This window comes from Gardnerella sp. KA00255, from assembly GCF_049244095.1.
GTDB classification, from domain to species: domain Bacteria; phylum Actinomycetota; class Actinomycetes; order Actinomycetales; family Bifidobacteriaceae; genus Bifidobacterium; species Bifidobacterium vaginale_F.
This window is the reverse complement of the sequence record NZ_CP058374.1, coordinates 743,314-755,504: the sequence shown is the minus strand read 5'-3', so window position 1 is coordinate 755,504 and position 12,191 is coordinate 743,314. Positions and strand designations below refer to the sequence as shown.

13 protein-coding genes and 3 tRNA genes are annotated in these 12,191 nt (G+C 39.4%); 10 read left to right on the top strand and 6 right to left on the bottom strand.

What is annotated here, in order from left to right:
* Positions 1–9 precede the first annotated feature (9 nt).
* Positions 10–81, top strand: a tRNA-Glu gene (locus HXT51_RS03030).
* A 274-nt stretch (positions 82–355) separates the two neighbouring features.
* On the opposite strand, the gene HXT51_RS03025 is transcribed toward HXT51_RS03030, so the two are convergent.
* Complete coding sequence (locus HXT51_RS03025) at positions 356–709, bottom strand: hypothetical protein (RefSeq protein ID WP_415692234.1); 354 nt, start codon at positions 707–709, stop codon at positions 356–358.
* Here HXT51_RS03025 and HXT51_RS03020 point away from each other — a divergent pair.
* The 3 genes from HXT51_RS03020 to HXT51_RS03010 all read left to right on the top strand — a co-directional run bounded on the left by HXT51_RS03020 (position 703) and on the right by HXT51_RS03010 (position 1,750).
* Positions 703–1,368, top strand: coding sequence for a DUF4190 domain-containing protein (locus tag HXT51_RS03020; protein WP_421776752.1), 666 nt, complete (start codon positions 703–705; stop codon positions 1,366–1,368). The two genes, HXT51_RS03025 and HXT51_RS03020, sit on opposite strands and share 7 nt — an antisense overlap.
* Positions 1,369–1,561: 193 nt before the next feature.
* Positions 1,562–1,635: transfer RNA gene (locus HXT51_RS03015), tRNA-Asp, on the top strand.
* A gap of 42 nt (positions 1,636–1,677) precedes the next feature.
* A tRNA-Phe gene (locus HXT51_RS03010) sits at positions 1,678–1,750 on the top strand.
* A 59-nt stretch (positions 1,751–1,809) separates the two neighbouring features.
* Here the strand turns inward: HXT51_RS03010 and galE are convergent.
* Positions 1,810–2,820, bottom strand: coding sequence for a UDP-glucose 4-epimerase GalE (gene galE, locus HXT51_RS03005; RefSeq protein WP_421776751.1), 1,011 nt, complete (start codon positions 2,818–2,820; stop codon positions 1,810–1,812).
* A gap of 187 nt (positions 2,821–3,007) precedes the next feature.
* Between galE and trmB the strand changes: the two genes are divergently transcribed.
* Entirely contained in the window at positions 3,008–3,880 is an 873-nt protein-coding gene (gene trmB / locus HXT51_RS03000; RefSeq protein WP_421776750.1) for a tRNA (guanosine(46)-N7)-methyltransferase TrmB, read from the top strand.
* A 57-nt stretch (positions 3,881–3,937) separates the two neighbouring features.
* Positions 3,938–4,522 (top strand): 16S rRNA (guanine(966)-N(2))-methyltransferase RsmD, encoded by a 585-nt coding sequence (rsmD, locus tag HXT51_RS02995; protein WP_421776749.1) that lies wholly within the window; start codon positions 3,938–3,940, stop codon positions 4,520–4,522.
* Positions 4,523–4,540: 18 nt separating this feature from the next.
* Here the strand turns inward: rsmD and trmD are convergent, their stop codons facing one another.
* Genes trmD through rpsP form a run of 4 tightly spaced genes read right to left on the bottom strand, consistent with a single transcriptional unit; the run spans position 4,541 to position 6,767 of the window.
* Positions 4,541–5,437, bottom strand: coding sequence for a tRNA (guanosine(37)-N1)-methyltransferase TrmD (gene trmD / locus HXT51_RS02990; RefSeq protein WP_421776748.1), 897 nt, complete (start codon positions 5,435–5,437; stop codon positions 4,541–4,543).
* Positions 5,438–5,448: 11 nt separating this feature from the next.
* Positions 5,449–6,045, bottom strand: coding sequence for a ribosome maturation factor RimM (gene rimM / locus HXT51_RS02985; RefSeq protein WP_421776747.1), 597 nt, complete (start codon positions 6,043–6,045; stop codon positions 5,449–5,451).
* Positions 6,046–6,072: 27 nt separating this feature from the next.
* Positions 6,073–6,306, bottom strand: a complete 234-nt coding sequence (locus HXT51_RS02980) for an RNA-binding protein (RefSeq protein ID WP_103084858.1) — start codon at positions 6,304–6,306, stop codon at positions 6,073–6,075.
* A 2-nt stretch (positions 6,307–6,308) separates the two neighbouring features.
* Positions 6,309–6,767: a 30S ribosomal protein S16 gene (gene rpsP / locus HXT51_RS02975; protein WP_103084859.1), complete on the bottom strand. Its 459-nt coding sequence runs from the start codon at positions 6,765–6,767 to the stop codon at positions 6,309–6,311.
* 350 nt (positions 6,768–7,117) lie between these two features.
* Here rpsP and HXT51_RS02970 point away from each other — a divergent pair, with 350 nt between their 5' ends.
* The 4 genes from HXT51_RS02970 to cysS all read left to right on the top strand — a co-directional run bounded on the left by HXT51_RS02970 (position 7,118) and on the right by cysS (position 12,113).
* A complete protein-coding gene (locus HXT51_RS02970; protein ID WP_421776746.1) occupies positions 7,118–8,461 on the top strand; it encodes a nicotinate phosphoribosyltransferase in 1,344 nt (447 codons plus the stop codon).
* Between the two features lie 196 nt (positions 8,462–8,657).
* Positions 8,658–9,044: a DUF3039 domain-containing protein gene (locus HXT51_RS02965; RefSeq protein WP_421776745.1), complete on the top strand. Its 387-nt coding sequence runs from the start codon at positions 8,658–8,660 to the stop codon at positions 9,042–9,044.
* 212 nt (positions 9,045–9,256) lie between these two features.
* Positions 9,257–10,306, top strand: a complete 1,050-nt coding sequence (locus HXT51_RS02960) for an endonuclease/exonuclease/phosphatase family protein (RefSeq protein WP_421776744.1) — start codon at positions 9,257–9,259, stop codon at positions 10,304–10,306.
* A 142-nt stretch (positions 10,307–10,448) separates the two neighbouring features.
* The gene (gene cysS / locus HXT51_RS02955; RefSeq protein ID WP_421776807.1) at positions 10,449–12,113 is read left to right on the top strand and encodes a cysteine--tRNA ligase; all 1,665 of its coding nucleotides are present in this window, start codon (positions 10,449–10,451) and stop codon (positions 12,111–12,113) included.
* Positions 12,114–12,191: the final 78 nt, after the last annotated feature.

The window sequence follows — 12,191 nt, the reverse complement described above, 5'->3', positions numbered from 1 at the left end:
TTGGTTAAAGCCCCCTTCGTCTAACGGTTAGGACACCAGACTTTCAATCTGACAACAAGAGTTCGACTCTCTTAGGGGGTACAAATTCTGCGCCGCTCGTTTTGGGCGGCGTTTTTTATATATGTATAATTTCTATCTGCCATTTAAAACTATGGTTTATAGTCCAAAACTAGTCAGTTGGCTATTAGTTTGCCATACTATACATATCTACAATCGGAATTAGAATGTTAAGGAAAGGTTTGTAAGGAGGCTTCGATGGCTGCAGATAATAATCAATATGGAAGTTCTAATGGTAACGAACAGTATCAAAATTATCAAAACTCTAATTATAATCAGCTAAATCAGAATAATCAGTTTAGTCAGCCTCAATATTCACAGACTCAATATTCACAGCCTCAGAATACGCAGTCACAGAATGCACAACAGAACGTGCAGCAACAGAGTATGCAGCCTCAAAACACGCAGCAGAATTATAAGCCTCAATATTCTCAGTCACAGAACACGCAGTCACAGAACACACGGCCTCAAAGTGCACAGCAGAGCACTCAGCAACAATATTCACAGCAGCAGTATTCACAATCTCAATACTCACAGCCTCAGCAAAGCAATAATTATTACGGGCAGAATACTCAGCAATACGGTAATCCATCTCAACAGTATGGTGCTCAAAATATGCAATATGGCAATCAGGGTAATCAAGGTATGCCATATGGACGCCCGTATCAACAGTATGGCAATCCGAATATGCAATATGCACGTCCACCTTACGGAATGAATGGTAGGAATGGCGCTTATCGACAAGGCAATCCGTATCGCCGTCGCGGTAGCCTTCAAGACGAGAAATATAGAAGATTCTGGAATACTCCTTCATATGCGCTTCCGAAAGTTAAATATGATGATCCTGAAGCGGATAAAAATATCAATAATGACGATGATTCTGTGAATATGTTCGCTTTCTGGAGCATTATCCTAGCGTTCTTTATTCCTCTTGTAGGTTTTATTTTAGGTATTATTGGATTAGTTCAGATTTCTAAAAACCACGAACGCGGTAAAGGTAGAGCCATTGCTGCAATTATCGTCAGCATTGTAATGTCATTTGTGTATGTTTTTGGCATTTTGTTCTTCGTAAACACTATTAATTCGAAAATACATGATTCGATAAATAGTACATATAATTATTCGCGTTCATACGACGATAATTCGTACAATTCAGATAACGATGACAATTCGTATAACTCTGATAACGACGATAATTCGTACAATTCAGATAACGACGATAACTCGTATAACTCTGATAACGATGACAATTCGTACAATTCGGATAATTCGTATGATGACAATTCGTACAATTCGGATAATGGTGACTAATTTTATAAATCTGTCGGTGTTTCGCAGGATTGGATTTGTGATTTTAGGTTAGAAGTTGGCTTAATTACGCCGATTTTCAACACGCCGGAAATCCCTTAGTTATCAAGGCAACACGCCGATTGTTATTTTATAACTTGCATTTAAGGCTATTTCCTGTAAGATAGTGACTCGGCCGTTCAAGAGAACGTGCCACGGCCCCGTAGCTCAGTTGGTTAGAGCGCCGCCCTGTCACGGCGGAGGTCACCGGTTCAAGTCCGGCCGGGGTCGCGATGGTGGAAGCCCGGTTAGTCCGGGTTTTTTATTCATCTTGGCTCTGTAGCTCAGTTGGTAGAGCGAACGACTGAAAATCGTTAGGTCAGCGGATCGATCCCGCTCGGAGCCACAAGTAAATAAACAAAAAACGCGCGGCAGTCTTTGTCGCGCGTTTCTTTATTTCATAAGCTAGTCAGATTGCTTCCAAGATTCAACATCAATATGATGTTTTGGATTTGCTTGCCAAGCAGCCCATGCTGATTCAACAATATCCTTAACGTTATATTGTGCATGCCAGCCCATTTCCTCATTAATACGAGTTGGATTGCCAATTAATTGAGGAGGATCTCCAGCGCGGCGAGGTAATACAGCTTCTTTGAACGGTATCTTTGTGACGCGTCGAACTTCTTCAACGATTTCCCTAACTGACGTACCAGTGCCAGTTCCAACGTTAAAAGCGTCATACTTACGCTCGTCGCGATCCAAATAGTTCAAAGCTGCAATATGCGCGTCAGCCAAATCTGAGACGTGAATATAATCGCGAATGCAAGTTCCATCTGGAGTTGGGTAGTCATCGCCGAAAATAGCAGGTGCTTTGCCGCGCTGCAGGCGTTCTAAGAGCATAGGAATAAGATTTAGTACAGCAGGGTCTTCTAACTCAACTGGACCGCATCCAGCCACGTTAAAGTAGCGCAATGCGCAGAAGCGAATCCCATAAGGCTTTTCGCAAGCGCGAGCCATCCATTCTCCAATAAGTTTGGTCTGGCCGTATGGGTTGATAGGAAGCATAGGAGAAACATCTTCAGGCACTACTTCTACTGGTGGCTCTCCATAAGTTGCTGCAGAAGATGAAAATACGAGCTTCTTAGCTTCGCTATGGCGCATTCCTTCAAGAACATTAAGCATTCCGTTAAGATTTTGCTCATAGTACCAAAGTGGCTTTTCCATTGATTCGCCAACTTGTTTCCTAGCAGCAAAATGTATAACTGCATCTACATGCTCATTTTTCATAATTTCTGCAAGACGTTCGCTTGCACCTGGGGCTGCAATGTCCATTCCGTAAAGACGAGCGCCTTCAATACGCGTTGGTTTGCCATAGCTTAAATCGTCAACGACGACGACTTCTTGCTTGGCTTGATGAAGTGCGTGTACGACGTGTGCGCCGATGTATCCGCATCCTCCTGTAACGAGAACAGTCATGATAGACCTTTCTAGCATTGATCGATAGAAATTAATTGGAACAAAAAATGTTCGTTTTTGCTCACATATGTTATGTTTTGCTCTTTTAGTATACATCATAAAGGCAAAATATTTTACATATTTCACAATCTACAATAAAATACAAAAATGGCCAGTCTAAGTCGCATGAATACGTGTTGGGATAATTATGAATAACGAAAATACACAATCTGAAAATAATAGCATGATAGCTAAGGCTCGTGCCGTTTTATCTTTTGTTAGACGATCAGCTAGATTGGATTCTCGTTTACAGCGCGCTAAAGATGCGTATTCTTCCAAGTATTTATTGCAAGTTACATCTTCAGAAGGATCATTGCGCTTAAGCGATGATATTCGTGTTAATACTGAGTGGATTTCTAGAAATTGGGGTAATACAAATCCTCTTATTGTAGAAATTGGATCAGGCCAAGGCGAAAATATAGTTGCGGCTGCTGCTAAAAATCCTGATATAAATTTTTTGGCTTTAGAAGTTTATGATCCAGGAGTAGCGCATACTATGCTTCTTGCTTCTAAATGCGTTAATGCAGATTGCGATTCTTCTGAATCTGAACAAGACTCAGATAAAGGCTTGAAAAATCTGAGAATTGCTCAAGTTAATGCCCCAGATTTTCTTAAAGCTTGCGATTCTAATGTACTTCGCGAAGTTTGGACTTTCTTCCCAGATCCTTGGCCAAAAATGCGCCATCATAAGCGTCGCATTGTGCAATCGGAACTAGCTAAAGATATTCATAATGCTTTAGTAGAAGGCGGATTGTGGAGAATTGCAACAGACATAGAAGATTATGCTTTACACGTGCATGAAGTAATGGATAATCGTTCAGATTTTAAAAATATAGGAAATACTTCTGTTAGCTTACCAATTGAACACGTTGGAAAAGGCAATGCTGAGGATGCTAATTTGCTTCCGCATGCTGATTTTTGCGAGTCAGATAGATTTGATGGTCGTGTTCTTACGAATTTTGAGCGCAAAGGATTGGAAGCTGGACGTAAGATTCACGATATTACGTACATGAGTATTTAATTTACTTGCATGAGTATTTAATTTGCGTTAATAAAAGATACAAGAAGTAAGATATATATGCGCGTTATTTCTGGACGATTCAAATCAATTCCGTTAACATCTGCTAAGTCGTGTACTAGACCTACAACAGATCGCACGAAAGAGGCTATATTTTCACGTCTTGATTCATGGGATGTAATTGAAAACTCTAGAGTTCTTGATTTGTTTGCAGGAACTGGCGCTTTAGGTATTGAAGCGTTATCTCGCGGAGCTAAAGAATTAGTAACTGTTGAAGCGAATTCCCAAGCTGCCGCTCTTATTGGTCATACTGCTAAAGTTTTGCAAAAATCTTCGTCTTGGGATAATTCACTTTCTATGCTGGTTAGTCGTAAGCGCGCTGAACAATTCGTTAATGACTATGCTGGAGATGCTTTTCATCTTATATTTATAGATCCGCCGTATGCTTATGAAACAAGCGATTGCGAGTTGCTCTTGCAGCAAATAATTGGCAATAAACTTGCTAGCGCGGAAGCTGATACGCTGATAGTTTTAGAACGTAGCGCAAGAAGTAGTATTCCGAATATTCCTGACGGATGGGAGCTTTTTGACAATCGCCATTATGGTGAAACTGCTGTTATGTTTATACAGTCTAAAAGGTCCTAAAACTATATTTTAAGCGGATTAATTTTGCTTATCGCTTAACTTTCGCGGATTATTACCTGAAACTTCCCAACCGAGATTAATAAGCGTTTTTCTGTCTGCTTTATCTAATGCATGACAATCTAGTTTTTCAATTAAGTCCGGACGAATCTCGCTAGTGCGTTCTAAAGCCTCATCTCTGCGGAAACGATCGACTTTCGCATGATTACCAGAAGTTAATACGTCTGGAACACTAATACCTCTCCAAGTAGTTGGGCGAGTGTATTGGCGATGCTCTAAAAGAGCTTCAGAGCCTGTATAAGACTCTTCTATGATTGATTCAGGATTTCCCATGAATCCAGGCATTAAGCGCGTAATAGCCTCTACCATTACGCTTACAGCCACTTCTCCGCCGTTAAGTACGTAATCTCCAATAGAGTATTCGCGAACGTCTATTCCTTTAGATCTGTAATAATCTGGGATTCGCGAGTCGTAGCCTTCATATCTGCCGCATCCAAAAATAAGATGATTCGCGCGGCTTAACTCAGTTGCGTCACTCTGGTTAAAAAGTTGCGCAGAAGGATTTGGGAATATCAATATAGGGTGATTATTTTCTTTGCAAGACTCGTTATTGTCGTCTGAAGAATTAATTTTGTCTTCTTCGTATTTAATTTCGTCGCCCGAAGAACTAATTTCGTCGTCTGAAGAATTAAAACCTAATAATTCGTCTAAACATTCAGCCCATACTTCTGGCTTCATTACCATTCCAGCTCCGCCGCCAACTGGAGTATCATCAACCGATTGATGAACATCGTGCGTCCATTTGCGTAAATTATGTGCTTGTATATTCAGCAAACCCTTGTCTTGTGCTTTTCCGAGCAAGCTTAAATCAAGCATATTGAAATATTCAGGGAATACAGAAATAATATCGATGTTCATAATAGTGCACTTCACTGCGAAAGTCCGGGAATTAAGCCATTCGGGGGATTAATAGTCAAATATCCATTTGCAATATTGACTTCTGGGACCAGTGCTTCAACAAAAGGAACTAATGCGGTTTTATTATCTTCGTCTAAAGGATTAGCAAGACGAATTTTTAATAAAGATTGCGCCCCATCTAGCACGTCAACAACTTTTCCAATAACTTGTGATTGTAATCCTAACTGATTATCTTGGCATAAACGCGCTTCAAGTCCAACTAAATCCTTTATATACCATGCGTTTTCGGATGCGAGCTTTTCTTTATCTTCTGCAGGAATATATAACTCTAATCCGTTAAGATCTTCAGCGTCATTTCTATTAAGTGATTCTTCAAATAATAGAATCCACTTGTTTTTGAAAGTTCTAGCGTTTTTGATTACAAATTCTTGTAATCCGTCAGAAGAGTACAGATTAGTACCAATTTTAAAGCGCTCATAAGGCTCATCTGTGAATACTTGTATTGTTACTTCGCCTTTAAGGCCTTGAGCTTTACCGATACGACAAACCCTCAGCAGGTCATTTCGACTTTGCTGAGGGTTGCCATAAGCGTGTTGGTTTTGTGCCACGTTCAATCTCACTTACGTATGATTAAATCACTTACGCACATCCATAATGTCCACTCGAACGTTGTGATCGCTTAATGCTTGAACAACTGTACGAATGGCATTAGCGGTACGTCCGCCTCGGCCAATTACACGGCCAATGTCTTCTGGGTTCACGCGAACTCGCAATAATTCTCCGCGAGAGTTTTCAAGTGAACGTACAGACACATCGTCAGGGAAGTCCACGATGTTTTTAATGAGATGTTCGACAGCTTGAGCCAACATAATTACTCAGCCTTTTCCTCAGTTTCGGCTTCTGCTGGGGCTTCTTCAGCCTCATTTGCAGCAGCTTCTGCGGCAGCTTGTGCTTTTGCTGCTGCTTCAGACTTCTTAGCCTTCAACTTCTGCGCTTCAGCTTCAACAGCTTCAACGCGGGCCTGTGCGTCTGGGCCGGCTTCAGAAGTCTTCAATGTGCCTTCTGCTCCGTCAAGACCCTTGAACTTCTGCCAGTCACCAGTGATCTTCAAAAGCTTCAATACTGGTTCGCTTGGCTGTGCGCCAACGCCAAGCCAGTACTGTGCGCGCTCAGAATCAATCTGAATCAATGATGGCTGCTTGTTTGGATCGTAAACGCCAATCTCTTCGATGGACTTGCCGTTACGCTTATTGCGTGAATCGGAAATCACAATACGGTAGTAGGCGTAGAACTTCTTACCCAGTCGCTTAAGACGAATCTTGGTTGCCAAGATGGCTCTCCTTGTATCTAGAGTCGTGAAAAATCGTTTGGGTGTGGGGCACTCCTTGCGAGAATTCACTATGTTCCTCACGCAGTTGTGAAGAGGGCTACAACATACGCAAATAACTTTTCTATTATGCCTATCGGCTTGGACGATTACTTATCTTTTTCGCTTATATACCTTCGCTTATATCCCAAAGAAATAGAGAGATAAATAATCAAAATAAGTGATACATGTGCATAGGCATAGAGATATGATATTTTCGATAGTACATGACGTGCCTATTCGTTATACAAGATGTTAGCAATGTTTGTATTGCGCTGTTGTTAACGATTCGTTCGTTTTTTGAAAGGAACATTATGACTGAGTTCTCATCGGCACTTATGACAGACATGTATGAATATACGATGCTTGATGCTGCATTGCATGATGGCAGTGCTAATAGAAAATGTGTGTTTGAGATTTTTACTAGACATCTTCCTGAAGGAAGACGATACGGAGTAATTGCTGGAACTGGTCGCATTCTTGAGCAGCTGAAGAATTTCCGTCTTAGAGATGAAGATTTAAAATTCCTTTCAGATCGTCATATTGTAAGTAAAGAAACGATTTCTTGGCTTGAAAATTACAAATTTAAAGGAAATATTTTAGGGTATCGCGAAGGTGAAATGTTCTTCCCGAATTCACCAATTTTGCAAGTAGAAGGCACTTTTGGCGAATGCACTTTATTAGAAACATTGCTTCTTTCCATTTTAAATTACGATTGCGCTGTAGCTTCTGCAGCAGCTCGTATGGTTTCTGTTTCTGCCGGAAGACCTTGCATGGATATGGGTGGCAGACGCACTAATGAGTTTTCAGCTGTTGCAGCATCGCGAGCTGCTATTATTGGTGGATTTAAAGGAACTGCAAACTTGTTAGCAGCGCAACTTTACGATCTGAAAGCTATTGGCACAGCTGCGCATTGCTTTACTCTTGTACACGATAGTGAACGTGATGCTTTTAAGTCGCAAATTGCAAGTCTTGGCAAGGGTACTACTTTGCTTGTTGATACGTATAACGTTGAAGAAGCTGTAAAAACTGCTGTAGAAGTTGCAGGACCAGATTTAGGAGGAGTGCGTATTGATTCTGGCGATTTGTGTGTAATGGCTAAACGTGTTCGTGAGCAATTGGATTCTCTTGGGGCAACGAATACAAAAATTACTGTCACAAATGATTTGGATGAATACGCTCTGGCTTCATTGCAAAATGCTCCTGTTGACTCTTATGGAATTGGAACAATGCTTGTAACTGGTTCCGGAGCTCCAACTTGCGCTATGGTTTATAAGTTAACTGAACGAGAAGGTTCAGATGGAGTTATGCATCCTGTTGCCAAAAAGTCTAAGAATAAGGCGACTGTTCCAGGTAGAAAGCTTGCTTATAGATCCTATGATTTTTCAACTTCGAAAGATGGTGTAGCTGATTGCGAACATATTATTTCTGGATCTGAAAAAGCACTTGCAGGTTTTAAGCCTCAAGATAATTGGGAAAATCTGATTGTGGATTATATGACTAATGGCGAGGCTGATACACAGTATATGGGCCATGATGCGATTATGAATGCTCAAAAATATTGTGCTACTGCCTTAAATCGTTTGCCTATAGCTGCTCAAAGTTTAATGCGAGGAGATCCTGCTATTCCTACTGAAATTGATGTTCTTGACGAATAGTCTCAAAATAACACGAATAAAATAACACGAATAAAATAATTAGTGTGAAATAATGAGTGTGAAAATATCATAAAATAATAGGAATATAGGATATAGAAGGAATATAGGATATAAAAAGATAAATAAAAGTAATTTTGGCAATTAGTTTGGCAATTAGTTTGGCAAATTTGTCGATGATTTTTGTAAAGGGGATAGTATGAATATCGCTACTAGCTTATGCGATTTAGAGTCGCTTAGCGAAGCTAAAACATTAGATGTGTATTCGAAAAATTTGAATGCAAATATATTTGATTCAGCGGATTCACAATCTGCTCCAGATTCTGGTTCTAGCACTGGTACTGCAATACTTGAGCGTCCGGAAACGGAAGAAGATGCGCGTTTAGACGATGGTGGAGATTCTGATCGTTTTGCTCATTACGTTGACAAAATGCAAGTTCAAAAATCAATGCTTACAGGTCGACCAGTAGTAGCCTTATGCGGAAAAGTGTGGATTCCTAAGCAAAATCCTGAGAATTATCCAGTATGCCCTGAATGTCAAAAGATTTACGATCAATTAGGGAAAATGGGATCATTCGGAATGTGAACAAGTCATAAAGCCATAAATAAGAGTACTCTTTGAGATTTTAAGGTTTAAATAATTTTAAGATTTTTATGAAGAGTGCTCTTATTGGCTTTGTGGGATTATAAGATTTCGTAATATTTTATTAGACTTTATTAGAATTTATTAGGCTTTATAAGACTTTTGTTATATAAAATTCAATAACAATCGAATAATATGTTCAGGAGTAACATAATATGGACGTACACTTCGTGTCATCCTTAGTAGTATGGATTATCGTCGCAATATTAGCAATATGGCAATTGTTGAGATGGATTCCTGCAGGAGCAGATAAATATAAGCCGCTTCCGTACATAATAGGATTGTTACCGTTTTCGTATATGCCGATACTTGTTATTGCGTTAGTTTCTGCGTTGCTTTCGATGAGAGAAGCGTTTTTTGCAAGTATAGTAGTTTTACTTGTTTCTTTTAGTTCTAATATTCCTTATGTGTTTTTTGGGATTAAAAGAATATTTACGGTTAATCGTAAAGCTAAGCCTTGTATAGATGAGTCCAGTGAATCTAAATTTAATACTTCTAAATCTAATGCAAATATACGCGTTATGACTTTAAATTGCCGTTATGGTCGTGCAAACGCAGAACAAATCATAGATATTGCGAAAAAATACAATGTTGACACTCTTTTATTGCAAGAAGTAAGTGAAACCTTAGTAAAAAAATTATTTGATTGTGACATTGATAAGCTTTTTACAACTCATCAAATAGGAGAAAAAAGCGCTAACGATAACGGCGGATTTAATGCGATTTTTACAAAATATTCTGTTCAAAAATCTTTAGGCAAGTCCATAAAATTTAATGCGGCAAATATCCCTTTAATAACAACAAAAATAGATAATATTACTGTTAATTTTGCTTCGGCTCACACAAAATCTCCGATGAGAGGATGCGCAGCGTGGAGCGAAGGAATACTAAGTCTTTCTAATATTTGCGAAATAGAAAAAGACGAAAATAGTAAGATTCTCACTGTTATTGCTGGAGATTTTAATTCAATTTTCGATCATCCAAGCTTTAGGAAATTATTAAAATCAGGATTGCGCGATACTGCAATAGAACTTGGAATGCGTCTTCGTACGTGGCCTGCTTGGTTGAGATGGCCTAATATAACTCTTGATCATGTGCTTTTTAAATCAAATAATTGTTTTGCTAAGCCACAATTTCATAAGTCGATTGTTATTGATGGTACAGATCATTTAGCTTATATTACTTATATTCGGTTAAGCGATTAGTCGATTAAGTAATTGAGCGATTAGGCGATTAGTGGATTTAATAGGCGATTAAGTAATTGAGCTATTAAATAATTGAGCGATTAACTATTTTTTATTTGATTTTTTACGAGTCCAGTATAAAGAGACACTTATAATGACAACTATGCTTAACAATACAGAGAACAAATCTTTAACAAAAGCCGCTTCTGGAATGCGACTTTATAACACTGCATCGCATACAATTTCTGAATTTAAGCCTATAAAACCTGGGCACGTTGGAATGTATGTTTGCGGTGCGACTGTTCAGAGTTCTCCGCATATTGGTCATATTCGTGCAGCAATAGCTTTTGATGTTATTCGTAGATGGATGCTTCGTTTAGGATATAAAGTCACTTTCGTGCGAAATGTTACGGATATTGACGATAAAATTATGAAGAAAGCTACGCAAGCTGGTCAAAGATGGTGGGAGCGAGCTTATATTTACGAAAGAGAATTCACTGAAGCATACAATACTTTAGGTGTATTGCCTCCTACAGTTGAGCCAAGAGCTACAGGCCATATTACAGATATGGTTGAGCTTATTGAGCGTTTGATTAAGCTTGGTCACGCGTATGTAATTAAAGATGATTCTGGAAAACCTACGGGTAATGTTTACTTCGATGTTCCAAGTTGGCAGCATTACGGAGAGCTTACGCATCAAAAGCAGAACGATTTGCAAAATACAAGTGACGATGCTTCACAAATTGCAGACGCTAAAGGTCCGAGTGTAGATAATTCTGCAGAAGATAAATACAATCCAGTTGATGCTGCTGACGCTTCGGAAGATAAGCACGATCCGCGTGATTTTGCTCTTTGGAAAGCTCCGTGTGATTTTGATCAAGATGATGCTAAATGGTCAACTCCTTTTGGAATTGGTCGCCCAGGATGGCATATTGAATGCTCGGCAATGAGTCATAGATATCTTGGAGATGAGTTCGATATTCATGGCGGTGGATTAGATTTGCGTTTTCCACATCATGAAAATGAGATGGCACAAACAACAGCAGCTGGTTGGAAGAGTGCGAATGTATGGATGCATTCTGCTTGGGTGACTGCCAAAGGTGAGAAAATGTCTAAGTCTTTGGGAAATGGACTTTCTGTGCCATCTGTTTTAGCAAATAATAGCCCTTGGGTTGTTAGATATGCTTTGGGTGCTGTGCAATATCGTGCAATGTTAGAGTGGTCTGATCAAGCTTTAGTTGAAGCTAAGTCTGCATACGATAGAATTATGAATTTCCTTGAAAGAGCTGGTCGCGTTTTAGGTGAGCAGCCTTCTAGAGATGAAGTTATTTCTGTCGATGCTGATTCATTGCCGGAAGATTTTACTCGCGCTATGAATGATGATATTAATGTTGCTGGCGCTCAAGCTGCTATTTTTGTTGCGATTCGTAAAGGTAATGCTTTGCTTAACGATGCTTTGCTTAAGGATGCTTCACCTAACAAGGCTTCACTTAAGGAAAATGCGAATAATAGTAATGCTGATTGCGAAATAATTAATAATCTTCGAAATTCTGTTATAAGCGTTAGAGCTATGCTCGATACTTTGGGATTAGATCCGTATTCTCAGCAATGGTCGTCTAATCTTTCTAAAGATGAGTCTTGCGAAAACAATAGTTCTGAGCATGAAGCGTTATCTGCTCTTATAAAATCTCAACTTGAAGCTAGAGCAAAGGCTCGTAGCGTTAAGGATTTTGCTACTGCAGATGCTATTCGTGATTCTTTGATTGCTTCGGGAGTAGTAATAGAAGATACTCCTAACGGGTATTCATGGCATTTGTTAGATAAATAAAAGTAAGATTTCTTTCTAAAACAGGTGATAAACAAATATATACAACCGCGCATGTTCATTCCAGCGCAATAGATAGAA